Origin of the sequence: Hungatella effluvii, from assembly GCF_003201875.1 — a bacterium.
Lineage (GTDB): Bacteria > Bacillota > Clostridia > Lachnospirales > Lachnospiraceae > Hungatella > Hungatella effluvii.
Genome location: NZ_QJKD01000006.1, coordinates 129,961 through 146,901 on the forward strand (window position 1 = coordinate 129,961; position 16,941 = coordinate 146,901).

15 protein-coding genes are annotated in these 16,941 nt (G+C 48.1%); 2 read left to right on the forward strand and 13 right to left on the reverse strand.

The genetic code is table 11. The features are described from left to right. Window positions 1–6: 6 nt before the first annotated feature. The 4 genes from obgE to rplU form a co-directional block, all read right to left on the reverse strand. A complete protein-coding gene (obgE, locus tag DFR60_RS12985; protein WP_110323271.1) occupies window positions 7–1,290 on the reverse strand; it encodes a GTPase ObgE in 1,284 nt (427 codons plus the stop codon). Window positions 1,291–1,364: 74 nt separating this feature from the next. Continuing rightward, window positions 1,365–1,655, reverse strand: coding sequence for a 50S ribosomal protein L27 (gene rpmA, locus DFR60_RS12990; RefSeq protein ID WP_002604077.1), 291 nt, complete (start codon window positions 1,653–1,655; stop codon window positions 1,365–1,367). Between the two features lie 3 nt (window positions 1,656–1,658). Continuing rightward, a complete protein-coding gene (locus tag DFR60_RS12995; protein ID WP_002604078.1) occupies window positions 1,659–1,988 on the reverse strand; it encodes a ribosomal-processing cysteine protease Prp in 330 nt (109 codons plus the stop codon). Between the two features lie 14 nt (window positions 1,989–2,002). Next, entirely contained in the window at window positions 2,003–2,311 is a 309-nt protein-coding gene (gene rplU, locus DFR60_RS13000; RefSeq protein ID WP_002604079.1) for a 50S ribosomal protein L21, read from the reverse strand. Between the two features lie 227 nt (window positions 2,312–2,538). On the opposite strand from rplU, the gene DFR60_RS13005 reads away from it, so the two are divergent. Then, a complete protein-coding gene (locus tag DFR60_RS13005) occupies window positions 2,539–3,711 on the forward strand; it encodes an MFS transporter (protein ID WP_110323272.1) in 1,173 nt (390 codons plus the stop codon). 94 nt (window positions 3,712–3,805) lie between these two features. Here DFR60_RS13005 and DFR60_RS13010 read toward each other — a convergent pair whose 3' ends face one another. The 6 genes from DFR60_RS13010 to DFR60_RS13035 form a co-directional block, all read right to left on the reverse strand. After that, window positions 3,806–5,245 carry a TrkH family potassium uptake protein gene (locus DFR60_RS13010; RefSeq protein ID WP_110323273.1) on the reverse strand — a complete coding sequence of 480 codons (1,440 nt, stop codon included), beginning with the start codon at window positions 5,243–5,245 and terminating at the stop codon, window positions 3,806–3,808. Between the two features lie 15 nt (window positions 5,246–5,260). Further along, window positions 5,261–6,616, reverse strand: coding sequence for a Trk system potassium transporter TrkA (gene trkA, locus DFR60_RS13015; protein WP_110323274.1), 1,356 nt, complete (start codon window positions 6,614–6,616; stop codon window positions 5,261–5,263). Further along, window positions 6,613–7,815 carry a ribonuclease E/G gene (locus tag DFR60_RS13020; RefSeq protein WP_432764114.1) on the reverse strand — a complete coding sequence of 401 codons (1,203 nt, stop codon included), beginning with the start codon at window positions 7,813–7,815 and terminating at the stop codon, window positions 6,613–6,615. Before DFR60_RS13020 ends, trkA begins: the two co-directional genes overlap by 4 nt. Continuing rightward, on the reverse strand, window positions 7,808–8,518 hold the full coding sequence (locus DFR60_RS13025) for a TIGR03936 family radical SAM-associated protein (protein ID WP_110323275.1): 711 nt from the start codon (window positions 8,516–8,518) through the stop codon (window positions 7,808–7,810). The genes DFR60_RS13020 and DFR60_RS13025 overlap by 8 nt, the downstream gene beginning before the upstream one ends. Then, window positions 8,502–10,367, reverse strand: a complete 1,866-nt coding sequence (locus DFR60_RS13030; RefSeq protein ID WP_110323276.1) for a TIGR03960 family B12-binding radical SAM protein — start codon at window positions 10,365–10,367, stop codon at window positions 8,502–8,504. Before DFR60_RS13030 ends, DFR60_RS13025 begins: the two co-directional genes overlap by 17 nt. 485 nt (window positions 10,368–10,852) lie before the next feature. Continuing rightward, window positions 10,853–12,034 carry an alpha/beta hydrolase family protein gene (locus DFR60_RS13035; RefSeq protein ID WP_146218599.1) on the reverse strand — a complete coding sequence of 394 codons (1,182 nt, stop codon included), beginning with the start codon at window positions 12,032–12,034 and terminating at the stop codon, window positions 10,853–10,855. Window positions 12,035–12,496: 462 nt separating this feature from the next. Between DFR60_RS13035 and DFR60_RS13040 the strand changes: the two genes are divergently transcribed. Then, a complete protein-coding gene (locus DFR60_RS13040; RefSeq protein WP_243005065.1) occupies window positions 12,497–13,897 on the forward strand; it encodes a hypothetical protein in 1,401 nt (466 codons plus the stop codon). A 24-nt stretch (window positions 13,898–13,921) separates the two neighbouring features. Here the strand turns inward: DFR60_RS13040 and DFR60_RS13045 are convergent, their stop codons facing one another. From DFR60_RS13045 to DFR60_RS13055, 3 genes are all read right to left on the reverse strand, one after another. Beyond that, window positions 13,922–15,220: a hypothetical protein gene (locus DFR60_RS13045; RefSeq protein WP_110323278.1), complete on the reverse strand. Its 1,299-nt coding sequence runs from the start codon at window positions 15,218–15,220 to the stop codon at window positions 13,922–13,924. 39 nt (window positions 15,221–15,259) lie between these two features. Further along, the gene (locus DFR60_RS13050; protein ID WP_167437591.1) at window positions 15,260–16,165 is read right to left on the reverse strand and encodes a DUF4097 family beta strand repeat-containing protein; all 906 of its coding nucleotides are present in this window, start codon (window positions 16,163–16,165) and stop codon (window positions 15,260–15,262) included. 83 nt (window positions 16,166–16,248) lie between these two features. Continuing rightward, window positions 16,249–16,914 carry a TetR/AcrR family transcriptional regulator gene (locus DFR60_RS13055; protein WP_110323280.1) on the reverse strand — a complete coding sequence of 222 codons (666 nt, stop codon included), beginning with the start codon at window positions 16,912–16,914 and terminating at the stop codon, window positions 16,249–16,251. Window positions 16,915–16,941: the final 27 nt, after the last annotated feature.

Here is a 16,941-nt window from a genome sequence, read left to right on the forward strand (position 1 = left end):
ATTAGTCTATTTGTAATAGTCGAATTCCAGACCGTACATACGGACGGTATCGCCTTCTTCGATTCCTGCTTTTTCCAGCTCTTCGAGAATTCCGTTTCCTTTTAAGAATCTCTGGAAGAATAAAAAGCCCTTTTCTGACTCTAAATTGGTATATCCCAGCATTTTTTCGATACGCGGACCCTCTACAACGTAGATGCCTTCCTCGTTCCTCTCCACCGTATAAGGCAGCGTCTCGTCGATCATCATCGACGGATCGAATTCCTTCTCGAAGATAACCGGTGTAGAATCTACCGTCTGCAGCAAATCGTAAACAGCGTATAAAAGTTCCTTGACTCCCTGGCCGCTGACCGCGGAGATCGGATAAACCTTGATTCCCTTCGGTTCAAATTCTGCTTTCAGCTTTGCAACCGGATCCTCGTCCTCGGCGTAAATGACGTCGGTCTTGTTAGCTGCGATGATCTGCGGCCTTTTCATAAGATCCGGGTTGTAGGCCTCCAGCTCTTTATTAATGGCCCGGATGTCCTCGAGCGGATCGCGGCCTTCTGTAGATGCGGCATCCACGACGTGAACCAGTACACGGGTGCGCTCGATGTGACGGAGGAAATCATGACCGAGGCCGATTCCCTCGGAGGCTCCTTCGATCAGACCCGGGATATCCGCCATGACAAAGCCCTTGCCGCCGTCGATATCCACAACTCCCAGATGAGGATTCAGAGTGGTGAAATGGTAATTGGCGATCTTGGGGCGGGCGTTGCTGACGCGGGAAAGCAGCGTGGACTTACCCACGTTTGGAAATCCTACGAGACCGACATCCGCGATGACCTTGAGTTCCAGCTGAACCCAGAGCTCCTGGCCGGACTGTCCAGGCTGGGCGTATTTCGGTGCCTGCATGGTTGGAGTGGCGTAATGCATGTTGCCCTGACCGCCGCGGCCGCCTTTTAAGATGACTTCTCTGCGGTTTTCACCGGACATATCGGCGATGACTTTTCCGGATTCAAACTCTTTGATGACCGTTCCTTCCGGAACCTTGACGATGAGATCGCCGCCATTTTTCCCGTGGCAGCGCTTCTTGCCTCCCTGTTCTCCGTCCTGGGCAGCGTATTTGCGCACCTGGCGGAAATCGCTTAAGGTATTTAAACCGTCATCCACTTCAAAGATAATATCGCCGCCGTCGCCTCCGTCACCGCCGTCGGGACCGCCGCAGGGAACATAGAGTTCCCTGCGGAAGCTGACGTGACCGTCGCCGCCTTTTCCTGATTTAATAAATATTTTTGCTCTATCGGCAAACATGAATTCACCTGTTTCCTTTCCATTGGCATTTTAAAAGAAACGGCTTCATACGGTGAGGTATGAAGCCGGTCTAATTATTCGCTTATTACTCTTGGATAAACAGAAACCTGCTTTTTGTCTCTGCCTTTTCTTTCAAATCTGACAACGCCGTCCACCGTAGCGAACAGTGTATCGTCTCCGCCGCGGCCTACATTAAGACCTGGATGGATATGAGTACCACGCTGTCTGTAGAGAATGTTGCCGGCTAATACGAACTGACCATCGGCTCTCTTAGCACCTAACCTCTTAGACTCGGAGTCTCTGCCGTTCTTTGTAGATCCAACACCTTTTTTATGAGCGAAGAATTGAAGGTTCATCTTTAACATCACTTACACCTCCTCAAATCGAATTTTTATATATTGTTTCCCATATGATTCCATGATATTCGTAAGCCCGAGCACCAGAGAATTCATAAGGAGTTTTGATTCCGGACTGATCTCTCCTGAAAAACGCAGCTGAAAGTCTCCCGAACGTTCATCGGCACTTCCCTCAAAATCGTCTTCCGTGAAGGTCTCGATCGAGTTATAAGCGGAGAATACCAGGGCTGAAACGGCGGCACAGACGATGTCCTGTCCTTCCTCACCGTACCCGGCATGTCCTGTAAGCTTAAGTTCGCGGACCACTCTGTCTGAATCTTCCAAAACTGTTACTTTAATCATAGTCTCTGCCTGAATTAAGCGTTGATCTTTTCAATCTTCACCTGGGTATAAGCCTGTCTGTGACCATTTTTCTTATGGTATCCGGATTTTCTCTTATACTTGTAAACGATGACTTTTTTCGCCTTGCCTTCTTTCACAACCGTACCTGTTACGGTAGCGCCTGCTACTGTCGGGCAGCCGACTGCTAATTCGCCGTTGTTTACTACCAGTACCTGATCAAATGTGACTGCTTCACCAGCGTCAACACCAAGCTTTTCTACTTTAATGATATCGCCTTCAGCTACTTTGTACTGCTTACCACCTGTTGCAATAATCGCGTACATATGGCACCTCCTATTATCATTACTCGCCAACTGTGGTGCTTCGCTTTTACACGAAAACTTTTAGACCTCATTGTGCGGCATACTGTAACATAATACCATTTGTCTTTTGTAAAGTCAACATAAATAAAACAAAATTATAAAGTTTTTCTGGCCGTTTTTGCCTTGTATTTCCACTTTCTTCTTAGTATAATGAAAAAAGTTTGGTTTGACAAGGAGGGGTAATACCCATGAAAACAGATAGAAGGAAACAAATTTTTATCCGCTGCTGCTACGGCTATTCGGTTAGCGGGATGGCGGTGCTGGTGATCGGAGCGATTCTGCCGTCGGTGATTGCAGAGGCCGGAATCAGCTTTCTGGCTGCGGGCGGACTGCTCTCCGTGATGGCGGTGGGGAATCTTCTGGCCAGCTTCCTCTTCCCCATCATGGTTCCCGCCATGGGAAGACGGTTCTCCATCACAGTGATGACCGCCATGGCGCCGCTCTGTCTGCTGGGACTCACTCTTCTGCCGCCGCTTCCTGTCATGTACGGCATTATGCTGGTCTACGGCCTTGTGAGAGGTTCTGTTACAATTATAAATAACGCCGCCGTCAACGATATTTACGATGGAGGCGCGGCCGGGAAGCTGAACCTTCTGCACTGCAGTTTCGCGGTCGGGGCGTTCCTGGCGCCATTTCTCACCGCAGTCCTGCTGAAGCTGGGATTTGGCTGGCGGTCGGTTGTCTATCTTCTGATCTTCATCACCGCCACCTCTGCGGTCACTTACGGAACCATGGATTACAGTCTGTTAAATGAACGGGCCAGAGATGCGGCGCCTTTAAAACATTCCGGAAAACGGGAGGGACGGGAATTCTTAAAGTCCTTTCAGTTCTACTGCATCGCCCTGATCCTCTTCTTCTACCTGGGGGTGGAAAACTGTATCAACGGCTGGTTTGTCACGTATTTGCAGAATACCGGGGTCATGAGCGAGACGTATGCCACCACGCTGGTGTCGGTGACCTGGCTGGTCATCATGGCAGGCAGGCTGGTCTGCGCCTCACTGTCCGGAAAGATGAGGCGCAGTTCCCTCATCCTGATGAACGCGCTGGGAAGCGGTATCTGTTTTTTCCTGCTGGTCTCTACAAAGAGCCTTCCGCTCATAACACTCGCGCTGATCGGCTTCGGCTTTTTCCTGGCGGGCATCTATCCCACCTGCATCGCCGACGCGGGACCGCTGATCCAGGGCTCAACCTTCGGCATGTCGGTGCTTACGGCGATCTCCGCCATGGGCGGCATTCTTACACCCCAGATAGTGGGCGGCGCGGCGGATCATGTCGGGATTGTGGCTGCGATCGGGATTCTGGTGGTGAATGTAATTCTGGTGATTCTGCTTGCTGCGATTAATAGGAAGAGATTGCGATGAATAGAAGGAAGTATCGCGGCTGCGAACAGGATGCAAAGAGCACAGGGGGAAAGAATATCCATTCAGCCCTCTGTGCTTTTTTTGACAAAAATATTTACTTTTTCCATGTGGACGGTGCAAACAGCAGAAGCATCGGGAAAACCTCCAGACGTCCGGCCAGCATGTCGAACATCATCACCCATTTCGACATGGCCGAGAAGCCGGAGAAATTGCCGGTGGGACCGACTGCGCCGAGTCCCGGACCAATGTTGTTGAAGGTCGCCGCCACAGCGGTGAAATTCGTTGTAAAATCAAAGTTATCGAGGCTGACGATCACGGTCGAGAGAACGAAAATCACTAAGTAAGCCACCAGAAATGTATTGATGGACCGGATGACCTGATGCTCGACCGGTTTGCTTTCGATCTTTATGATCTTGACACTCCTCGGATGAAGCAGGGAAAATAACTCCTTTTTCACCGACTTAAGCAGAATAATGACCCTGGATACCTTGAGGCCGCCGCCCGTACTTCCGGCGCAGGCGCCTATGAACATCAATACGACGAGCAGGCCCTTGGAGAATTCCGGCCATTTGTCAAAATCTACCGTGGAAAAGCCGGTGGTCGTGATGATGGATGCTACCTGGAAGGCCGCATGGTGGAAGGCCGCAAAGATGCTGGTAAAGCTTCCTCGGATATTGAGGGTGATGAAAAGAACGGTCACGCCGATAATTCCCAGATAAGCCCTCGCCTCCTCGCAGCGAAGCGCGTCCTTCGGATGGTGAATCAGGAATAAGTAATACACGTTAAAGTTAATACCAAAGAGTATCATGAACACGGTGATGACTCCCTGGAGATAATAGCTGTCATAGAAGGCAATACTGTTGTTTTTGATGCCGAAACCACCGGTACCGGCCGTACCGAAGCTGGTTGCCAGCGAATCGAACAGCGGCATGCCGCCGACAAGCAGGAGGATGACCTCCACTACTGTCATGAAGAAATAGATTCCGTAGAGAATCTTGGCGGTGGATTTTACCTTTGGAACCAGCTTGCCTACAGATGGCCCCGGGCTCTCCGCTTTCATGAGGTACATGTTATAACCGCCTGCAAGCGGAAGGATGGCGAGAATAAACACGAGAACGCCCATGCCTCCGATCCAGTGTGTAAAACTCCTCCAGATCAGCATACAGTGGGACAGACCTTCCACATCCGTTAAAATACTGGCTCCCGTCGTCGTAAAACCGGAGATTACCTCGAACATGGCATCCTCAAACCGGGGAATCTCCCTGCTTAGGTAAAAAGGCAGGGACCCGAAAAAACTGAGCACAATCCAGCTTAATGCAACAGAGACAAAGCCCTCTTTGGCGAAGAATACCATATTATCCGGTTTCCTGCGTGTCAGAAGAAGACCGGTCGTTCCGCATACCGCCATGACGGCCAGGAACCAGATTCCGCTGCTTTCCCGGTAAATGACAGCAACCACACATGGAAGCAGCATAAAGATGGCTTCCATATTCATAATCCATCCCAGAAGATAGACGATAATTTTCTTATTCATTTCCTTCGCCTTTTCCTACTTTAGTATATCCTTTAAATCATTTAATCCGGTATTCGTGGTGACGATGATTACACGGTCGCCGGTTTCGATGACATCTTTTCCGCGGGGGCTTCGGATCTTTCCATTGCGGTTAATACAGGCAACCAGAAGATTGTCCTTTAAGCGAAGCTTCTCCAACGGAATACCAACGATCGCGGGATCGTTCATCACGCGGAATTCCAGCGCCTCGGCGCGGTTAGCCACGATTTTATAGAGTGTCTCCACATTGCTGCCCATGGAATTCTGCATGGCGCGTACGTACTGTAAGATAGAATCAGAGGTAATTAACTTGGGATAGATTACACTGCCTAAATTCATGGAGTTAATTACATTTTCAAAGGCTATCTTATTGACCTTTGTGATCAGCTTCGCCTTCGACTGGCTGGCCGCATACAGCGACAGCATGATGTTTTCCTCGTCGAATCCGGTCAGGGATGCAAATGCCTCTGTCTGGCGGATGCCCTCCTGTAAAAGCAGCTCCTGATCAGAACCGTCGCCGTGGATAATCATGGCCTTTGGCAGCAGTTCGCTGAGTTCATTGCAGCGCTCGGCGTTCTGTTCAATGATTTTGATCTGAATCTTCGTATTTTCCAGAAGCTTTGCCACGTAATATGTGATCTTGCCGCCCCCTACAAATATGGCTGTTTTAATGGTATTATTGATAATTCCGGCCTGTTTGAAGAATTCCGTGGATTCTGCGGGCGGTGCGATGATGGAGATTTTGTCTCCCGCCTGCATCTCAAAATCGCCGCTGGGGATGATGACCTCCTCCCCCCTCTCCACTGCACAAATCAGGACAGTACAGCGAAGCTTGTCCAGAACGTCGCGGACCTTCATGGCGTGAAGCTTCGAGTGGTCAGGGACGAGGAATTTTAAAATCTCGATACGGCCTTTGGCGAAGGTATCGATCTTAATGGCTGACGGAAAACGAAGCAGCCTGGAGATCTCCATGGCTGCAGCCATCTCTGGATTAATGGCCATGGAAAGCCCCAGCTCCTCCCGAATATAACGCGCCTCCGAGTTGTATTCCGGATTCCGGATTCTCGCGATCGTATGACAGTTACCTGCTTTTTTTGCAATCAGACAGCAGAGCATATTTAACTCGTCTGAATTGGTGGTGGCAATCAGTAAATCTGTCTCCTGGATTCCCGCCTCCATCTGAACCTTGTAAACCGCACCATTTCCCACGACACCCATGACGTCGATCCGCTCTGTGATAGCGTTTAGAACTGCTGTGTTCTTATCGATGATCGTGATGTCATGATGTTCGTTGTTCAACTGTTCGGCCAGGGTAGTTCCTACCTTCCCACACCCGACAATTATGATTTTCATGTGTCTGCCTTTCCCTTTATAAGCGCGGCCTGTTCATGGAACGGTCTGCGTATTTTTTTCCTGGTAACTTCTACCAGATTCAGTTTTGTAATTTCCACAACGGATGTCTTAACCGGATCCTTTGCCAGAACCCGGGACAATACGGATAAGAGTTCCTGCTGGTCCTCTTCTGCCTCCATATCGATAAAATCGATGATGATGATTCCGGATAAGTTGCGCAGCCGCAGCTGGCGGGCGATTTCCACGGCCGCCTCCGTGTTGATCTTCATAATCGTGTCATGAAGATTCTTTTTGCCGGAGTACTTCCCCGTGTTGACGTCGATCACGCAGAGCGCCTCCGTAGGCTCGATGACGAGATAGCCGCCTGATTTCAGCCATACCCGTTTGCCCAGCGCTTCATTCATGGATTTTTCCACTTTATAAAGCTTGGACAGCGGCAGCAGGGCGTCGTCATAAAATGTCAGCTTCTGTAAGTCTCCCGGCTGAAAGCTTTTGAGATAAGCCTGAATGGCCTCGTAAATATCGGTTTCATCCGTCACGATCGCTCCCAGAGAACCGTGAAAGCTGTCGCGGATATCCGTCAGATACGACGGAGGGGTCCGGTATAAGAGACTGCAGCATGTCCGGTGAACGGCGTCCTCCATGACTCTGCGGTATATTGCCTTTAAGCTCTTAAGTTCTTCCAGAATCGTATCAAAAGAGGCTTCCGGTGCATTTGTTCTCACAATTATACCGAAATCCTCTTCCTTTTCTGCTTCCAGAATGGGCTTGATCCGTTTCTTCCACTCCAGATCCGACAGCTTTGAGGAGAACCCCAGCTGCCGTTTACCGGCCGTCAGGACGATGTAACGCCCTGTGAAGTTTAAATTGCCGGTAAGGACGGGCGCTTTTGTCTTAACTGCATCACGGTCAACCTGTACGACGATCTCATCGCCGGCCCTCAGCTTGCCATCCGGACTGGCGGCGGAGGCATGATGAATATAGCCGTCCGCAAGACTTAAATATCCCATACAGCCGTCTCCGATCTCGACGAAGGCCGCCCCTATGTTTTTAACGATGTTCTTTACTTTGCCAATATAAATGTTACCGAGAATGGAACGATCTTCCTCCGGCTCGAGGTTTAAGGAGACGCTGTCACCGTCTGACTGCACCATCGTAAGGATTGCTCCGTTCCATCTCGTAATGATGAGCTTATTCAACTTCTTCACCTATAAATCCCAAAGGCACCAGATTTCTGTGTTCTTCATCACCTGTATTGCCGTATACCTCTTCCCGCTGGATTAAAAAGGCAAATTCAGGGCAGGATTCGCCCCGCCACCTGTCATACGTCTCCATGATCAGTTCCGGCTTTAGGTTGTCCTGGCTTCCGGCGGAAACCTTCATGAAGATACGGTCTCCTTCTGTGGTAAGCTCGTAGATGGCCGGCTTTAAATCCATTTCCCGTTCACCCTTTTTTGTCTTTTTCACTGCGAGAATCTGATCCTGCTGATAAAATTCCTTCAGGCCTGCAAAAAAGGCCTCCAGATCCTCCGGAGCTTTTCCCTCGCGGAACGTAAGCGTATAGTCCGCGGCGGCCACGATGGACATGGCATTTTTCGCCTTGTCCTCCAGTTTATGGCACTCAAGAACTTTAATTCCTTCCACCATAACCGCATTCAGCTGTTTCACCATGGATTCGCAGTCGCTCATGGAATTTACCTCAATGTCCATGTACTCTCCGTTGCTCGTAAGGCCGAGTCCAAGGGGAGCCGCAAAGGACATGATCTGGTGGGGGCTGAAGCCCTCGCTGTATTTGATATCGATACCGGCGCGCCGCATGGCCTTCTGAAAATACCGCATGACATCGAGATGACCGATAAATTTGACGGGGCCCTGCTTCGAGAACTTAATTCTTACTTTCATAGCAGACACCTCCTCCAAAACGCATCCCGCCGCAGGCAGAACATCTCTGCCGGCAGTTCGGCGTTAATTTTTCATCAATGGCATTCAGCCACTCTCTCTTTAAGAACTCTTTGGAAACACCCGCATCGATGAAATCCCATGGGAATACTTCGTCCAGGCTTCGCTCTCTCGTCGTATAGAAATCCACGGAAAGGCCACAGGTCTCAAAGGCTTTCATCCAGATTCTGTTGTCGAAGTATTCGGACCAGGAGTCGTAGATGGCACCGTTTTTGTAGGCTTCCTCGATCAGCGCTCCGGTCTTTCTGTCGCCGCGTGCCAGAACTCCTTCCAATACGGTTAAATCCGCCTCGTGGTAATTGTACTTAAGGCTCTTCTGGTTCTTCATCTGCCGGAACTTGTCCTTGACGATGTAAGCCCTTTCGATAAACTCTTCTTTCGTACACATACGGGCCCACTGGAATGGAGTAAACGGCTTTGGTACGAAGAACGAAGAACTGGCCACTACGTTGACCTTACCGTTTCTCTGTTCCTTCGGAATCTCATAGTAGGTTTCCGCCACCTTCTCAGAGAGTTCGGCAATGCCTTCCATGTCCTCTTTCGTCTCCGTCGGAAGACCCAGCATGAAGTAAAGCTTCACACGGTTCCAGCCGCCGTGAAAGGCGTCGTTCGCGCCCTGTAAGATCACTTCTTCCGTCAGTCCCTTGTTGATTACGTCGCGAAGTCTCTGAGAGCCGGCTTCCGGGGCAAAGGTCAGGCTGCTCTTCTTCACATCCTGTACCTTGCTCATGACATCTAAGGAAAACGCGTCGATTCTTAGGGAGGGCAGGGAAATGTTCACGCCCTGTCCCTTGAACTCCTCGATCAGGAAATTTACAAGCCCTTCCAGGTACGTATAATCGCTGGAGCTTAAGGAACTCAGGGAAATCTCCTCGTGTCCCGTGCTTTTCAGCATCTTATAGGCGTAATCTTTTAAATATTCGAGGCTGTGTTCGCGCAGCGGACGGTATACGTTGCCGGCCTGGCAAAAACGGCATCCGCGGATGCAGCCCCTCTGGATCTCTAAAACCACGCGGTCCTGAGTCGCTTTGATAAAAGGAACCACGGGAGTCTCGATATAGTATGCGTCGTCCATGTTCACCACCAGCTGCTTGGTGATGGTCTCCTTCGCATGGCTGTTATTGGGGCGGAAGCTTTTTATGGTTCCGTCCTCATGGTATTCCACATCGTAAAAGGCCGGAACATAGATGCCTTCAATCTCGGCTGCCTGTTCCAGAAATTCACGGCGGCTCCTGCCCTGTTTCTTATTTTCTTTATAGCGGTCCATCAGCTCGAAATAAACCGTCTCTCCCTCACCGATATAGAACATGTCGAAGAAATCGGCCAGGGGCTCCGGATTATAGGCGCAGGGGCCGCCTCCGATGACGATGGGATCGCTCTCCGTCCGGTCCGCCGCGTGAAGCGGAATCTGTGCCAGATCCAGAACCTGCAGAATGTTCGTGTATGACATCTCATACTGAAGCGTGATTCCAAAGAAATCAAAATCTCTGACCGGGTCCTGCGATTCCAGGGCGAACAGGGGAATCTTCTTTTCCCGCATGATCTTGTCTAAATCGGTCCATGGGGAATAGACACGTTCGCAGTAGATGTCTTCCCGGCGGTTGAACATATCGTAGAGGATCTGCATGCCGAGATGCGACATACCGATTTCGTACACGTCCGGGAAACACATGGCAAAGCGGATATCCACTTTTTTCGGGTCCTTATTTACCGTATTTACCTCGCCCCCGATATAGCGGGCTGGTTGTTGAATACTTAGTAATATTTCATCATTTAAAGCTAGTTTTCTCATAATTTTTCCTTGTTTATTGTGCTGTTTGCACAGTATTTTTGATTTATAGTAAAGACCTGTTTGAGTCGAAAAGGACTTGGATTTGCGTCCTTATTTTCACTTTTTCACTCTTTTTTTCACCCCTTTTTCGAAGAAAATCAGGCCTTTTTTTTAAATTACGACAATTTTTTTTCACCTCAACTACGTAACATGGGATAAAACAATACGCCACAATGCATAATTATAAGGCATTTCACGGTATTAAGCAACACCATTCGGCAGAACATAATCAAGAAAGGACTGTGAAAATGCACAATCAATGACCTGAGGCTCATCTGACGGAAGGATCTCGTCAATAAAGCTCTTTTAAGTTTGCCTTATTCTCCCCATGATGGCAGCTTAGGAATGGCGCAGGTCATAGGGGGTTACCTCCGGTTTGATAAAGGATTTACATTCATGTCCAATATATCAAAAAGAATTTTTTACTTCCTTATTTTTCAGATCCTTTATAACTCTTTTGCCGTATCAAAGATGGCCTGAAGGCCCTCAGAGATTGTACCGGAGATTGGGTAGAGTATATAATTCAAGTCATGGTCATGCATCTCAAATTCAAGAAAGTGCAGGTTGGTTTTCCCGGCTGTCCGGAACGCTTCCGCGATTTCCCGGGATTGCTCCACTGGCACGTTTGCGTCGATGGTTCCTTGAAAAATATAAATAGGCAGGGTGAGCTGTGGCATGGTCTCCCGGTTTGGCGGGATTTCTCTGTGTGCCTGGAACCATGCCGATGTCAGACGGACGCCATAATTCTCCTTCAGCCACGCATCATCTCCCCCATCGAAAGCCCGGAAAGTCTCGTCATGAGTATCTTTCAGCATTTGTTCAAAATCCTTCTGATTAATCTCACCGTCGCTGTTGACATCCATTTCTTCAAAGGCACCGAACTGTGCTGTTACCTGAAATGGGTCGGCATCGTACTCTGCCTTCGTGACCGTATCATCTCCATCGCTGTCCAGATATGCCCCGACGTTCACCATGCTGGATCCTCCTGTCAACTGCCACTCTAAAATGTCCGCCATCGTTTCGTTGCAATAGCCCGCAAGAAAAAGTGCGTCCACCTGAACCTCGCCACTGAGCGCCACCAACGGCGCGATCATAGTACCCTCGCTCCACCCGAGCAGGATCACTTTTGCGTTCTGCAGGCGGCTGTCTGTTTTCAGATCGCGGATGATCGCTTCCACGTCCTTAACTTGATTAAGTGGAAGATAAGACTGGTAGGCAGCTTCGTCAATTTCCGCAAAATAGGGAGCCTCGTTTCCAACCGTCACACCGCGGGTGTTATAGCTGAAATAGGCTATGCCTTCCTGCGTAAACTGCTCTGCAAACAGGTCATGGTAATTGAACGTGATGTCACCCGTCTGGCGCTTGTTGTCATAGGTGTTTGGACCGGAACCATTGATATAGATTACCAGTTTATCCGCGGTCTCTCCCTCAGGTAGGCGCAGCTTGCCCTCAAACTTCAGCCCGTCATGGGCAGTGATCGTAATGATTTCCTCCTGTGTTTCTGACCGAGCCTGGGAGGACGGCTCCTCGCCAGTATCAACTGCAGAGGAGGGCTGGGAGCCTGTGTGTTCCTCCTTGTCTTCGGATGGAGCGCAGGCAGACAGCACCGCGCAAATACTACACGTCAACAGGACTGTAATCGTCCTTTTTATCGCAATTTTCATAAACATTTCGCCCTTCTCTGTTTTTTATCTCTACAAATGCTAATTTATCGCTGGATTCATTATACTTCATTTCTACATATAATTATAGTGTAATTTTGTAAAACTGGCTGGCCAAGAACACCATACATTGCAATCTGTTCTCGGTCAGCTGCCTCCTGATTTTATTATCCTGCAGCTGTTTTTCTGCCAGTGCCTTTGCCCGGTAATAAGACCCGTCAAACGTCAAAAGACGGAAGGAATCCAATATTCACGCTGTTGACATACCGGTCTAAATCCAGAGCATAAAGAAGCGTCGTTATTTGACAATGTTCTTAAGAGATTATTAATTGAAAATCCCCCTCTGGTATGATAGGGTAATATTGAACTTTACAGCCGATTCCAAAGAATCAAAATCCTATCATGAAAAGAAAGCAAGGGGATTCCATTATGATAAAACCACTGAACCTTTTCGTTCCTGCTGCCCTGGCGGCCGTCATGCTGTCAACTGTTTCCTGTGCAAAAGCGCCGCTTTCCATCGGCAGTGAATCCGCCTCTTCTTCTCCTCCTGCTGCCGTTCCTGACATGCCCCTTGGAACGGAACCTGTCCAGAATCTCAGTCCGCTGGAGGAATACCTTTCCCTCGTTGAAAGCTATATTGACGATGTCATATTCCGGACAGCAGACGAAGAAGATGTAAAACAACTATCGGACAAGCTTCAAGGGCATTATGAGATCACCGGGCGGACAGACGGCGGCGGACTGGAATATTATGTGGCTGTCAGACGCGAGGATGCTCCGGTATATGACGACTACGATTCACTGAATGTGGGTGAGCTCGATGCCCAGCTTTATGTAGGTTATTATGACCAAAATTCCGATCCTGTCGTCCTCTATGAGCTGGGAGGCTACTCCCTGCTGGACATGCCTTTTGGTTATGACACCGGACTGGACAGCTTCTGTTTTGGAAAATACGATGCTGATGCCTTGACAGAGAACCCATCCTTTCTCTATGCATTCAGCCATTCCGGCAGAGATATGCTTGATTTCATGAAGAGCAGGCCGGAACTGTCCTTTTACCAGGAAGGACAGTCTTATATCCAGTTTTATTATCAGGATGAGAGCACGATAAAATTTTATTCTGAGCCATATACCTGCAGCATCGCCCTTACCGGCGCGGAGCAGGAAGAACTCCGCCAAAAACTGGAGACTTCTAAGACCGAAGAAGGCATCAGGAGTTTCCAGGAAGCCATGACTTTTATGCGTAAAAAGGGCGGTACAAAAGACGGAATCTACTCCACAGGTGCCTCCCTGCTGCTCGACGGCCGCCGCTATAAGAGCTTCGGTAATTCTGAGTTTCCAGGATATCTGATGATTTTAGATGAGGAAACGGGTGATCTTCTCTCTCTCGAATATAACGAGGATATCTGCCAGTTCCTCAGGGAAAAAGTGAAGGCGGCCATCGGTTTGGATTATGGATATGTGGATTCCGGCTGGTTTAAGACGCCGCTCAAGAGCGCTTCCATTGCATTTCCGGAATATATGGGGATAAGCGGCGCCGAAGAGGCCCAGCTGAGAACACAGACTATAGAAGACAGGACTAAGCTGGAGGCCCTTGAAAAGCTTATGGATCAGGCGCTGAACAACGGAGAAGTCTACGGATTTTCCGCCTGCCCTTACGTTGCCCCTATTGATTTTGTCCGGGAGGACGGCGAGACACTGCGTATATTCGTTGCCACAGATTCCTGTGATTCCATGGCCTATGAGGGCCGGATCAGCTTCGAATACGGCAGGCAGGCCGATTTGGCAGCCATCTTTGATGAGGCGATGGTGAAACGGCTGGAGGAATAGAACATGATTATGCTGTCTATTTCGTTATTCTGCCAACCATGCCAATAACTCTGATTTCACCTGTTCCAAAATCTGTTGTCCAATGATATCGTCTCCTGCACTTCCTGTTAAGGTACAGTTGAATGTGCATACATCCCGAAATGTACTAATTGTCAATTGAAAATCTGGTGGAAGCCGAAATGTACCTGCTAAAGAGCAGCTTACAACATCGCTGTTTTCAAAATAAAGTCTGTTGTGATCTACAATGCCCATATTCGTGTATGAAACAGGAAGTACGCGGTAAGCTGCTTTGACTGTGCAAGACAGTACAGGGCGAAAAACCTTGTTAAATACACAATGCAGTGGTCTTATTCCCGCAAAGCAGCGGTACCCTGCCTTTTGAAGTGTCATTTCAAGATGAACCTGCACTAACGTCGTATAAAATGTGTGCTGAGGCATAAATTCAACGGTTAATCTCTTGTAGATTCCAGTCATATTAGCTATGGTTAAATGGTCAGGCTCTGATTGAAACCTGCGCAGATCAGCCGGACAAGGAATGACAACCTTATTGATATGTTGGAGACGGGCAATCACGCGAACATAGGCCGTCATAAAAACATCGTTGAGGCTTACACCGCATTTTTTTGCTTTCGCCTGAAGTGCTGTCAGATCATCGGACGTAATGCTGCAGTTTAACCAGAAATAGTTCTTCCCATTTGAAACAGGCCGCAATGGCGGAACGGCGTTATAGCGCCCTCTCCTGGTCTGCACGGTTGGCGGCTGAACATGAATATTTTTCAAGAGAGGGGCAATCTCTCTCTTGTTTTGTAAATGAACAGCTGGAGACTTGCCGTTATATAAAAAGGCCAAAAGGTACAGATATTGTAAAAATCCATTGCCATCCGTTAGTATGTGGCTCATTCCAATCAGAACCGTATCTTTTCGCTCTTCTCTATAAATGGTAATTCGAAGCTGGGGGCGCTGACTTAAATCCCATCGCAGAGCTTCCACCAGATCGGCTTCCACCAGATCGTATTGTTTGATGATAACTGTATGATCCGCAGTAAAACCTTGATTGACAAAGCACCCGCGCCTGAAATCGTAAGAATATAGAACCTCCGGTACGATTTTGCTGGATAAGTGTATCGCGTTTTTTAGGCGGGCTGTATCGAGATTTCCCATTGTTTCCATGCGGCAATACAGCAAGGGATATACCTGGTTCCTATGGGTGGCTTCTACGAAATCCATACATTCACATTTTGTGATGTTGTTACTTCCTTTCCCTGTCTTCCTGCGGCAAAAGCCGATGACGATCTTTTTTTGATTTTGAGTTTGCTTATCCATTCGTTTGATCTCCGTTTTCTTCGCATGATCTCTGTCTTTTTATTTTGTCACATTGATGTCCCCATTCTTTGTTTCCAATCCTATTTTTACGTCAGCATCATTGCCAATCGTTCCCCCAGCTGTTTTTTCAGTAATGGATAACAGTTCCGGAAAGGACGTTTGGGTAGTGCCGTTTTGGGTTTTGGCGGTAAACGCAAAATGCAGGCTATCTGGAATTACCAGCGTAATGCTGCCGTTTTTGGTGTATGCGGATAGGTCGCCGGTTACTTCCGCAAAAGTAAGCTTTAAGCTCCCATCTCCTGTTACTTTAAAGTTTCCAGAGCCAACGCCTTCGTCCACTGTCAAATCTCCGCCTTTCGATTTGTATTCAATCATGCCGGTTATGGAATCCAGCCGTGTATCTGCATTGGTAGTATCAATTGTACAAACTTGCGCGGAAATATTTTTTGCCGTCAGCTTTCCTCCGGTGCTTTTAAAAACAATTTTGTCAGCGGTAAGGTTGGAAACTTCAAGTTCGCCGTTGGTCGTATCGGCGTGGAAACTGTCTAATGTCAGGGCAACACCGGATAAAATGTTTCCGTTCGTTGTATGAATGGAAAGGCTGTCCTGATAGGCCTCCGGCAAATAAAGCTCCATATAGGAATGCACGCCGTTCCCGATGGGACGCGCGCCCTCGGATATGGTTAGTACGCCTCCCACTAAATCTATTTTGGCGAAATACGATTTTTGGGTTTTATCCATATACTCCACAACAACAATTTTGTCAGAATTACACTCTTTCATGGTCACGCTTTCCCCATCATAATCGACCATAATTGACTTCACATCGGTAAGTGAAAACTCTTTCGTTTGGGTGGGACCCTGCGAGCTGGAACAGCCGCCGGATAATGCAGTAAGACACAGAAGACTTGCCAGTGCGGCAGCGATTTGCGTTTTTGAAAACATATTAATTCCTCCTATAATTGAATGGTTCATTTAATAATATGGGTATTTTTATACGGGGTCTCTCTGCGCCCCGTATAAATGATTTATTTCTTGTAGGCATATAAAAGATTATCCATACAAATCTCTTTTGCCACAGAAACAGGAATGTTCTTTTGCGTTTCAAATGCATCGTTCTGGACGTGCATGCCCCACCAGGCCAAGGTTTCGACAATTTGTTGCGCAGTCAGCTCCGGGTATTTAACCGCCCGCATTTCTCCGATGTGAATATAGATCTTGACGTAGCTTAAAATATTATCAAAAAAACTTTTACGGTATCTTTGATAGTAGTCTCCCAATACGCCCATATCGTTTATGTTTTTTTCTAACACGAGACAGTCGGTTCCATATCGCGCTATTGTATCAAAAGCGTCAGAAATCATTTGTTCAAATAAATATCCGTCGGCTTCTCTTGATAACGGTTCGCTGAATTTTGCGTGGCTTTCATTCAGGACCGTAATAATTTCTTCGGACAGCCTCTCAAAAAACCGTTCATCAATCGGATATTGAAATTCCTGCTGTATAAAATCAGGGTCAATGGTACATTTCAAAATAAAGTCCAAGATGTCCTTTTTCCCCTTAAAATATACATACAGCATACCTGTTGATAAACCGATCTCCTTAGCGATATCTTTCATTTGAGTTCTCATATATCCCTTGTTGATAAACAAAGAACTTGCGGCTTCATAGATTGTCTGCAGTCTGTTCTCCACGGGTGCCCTCCTTTTATTGAACTGTTC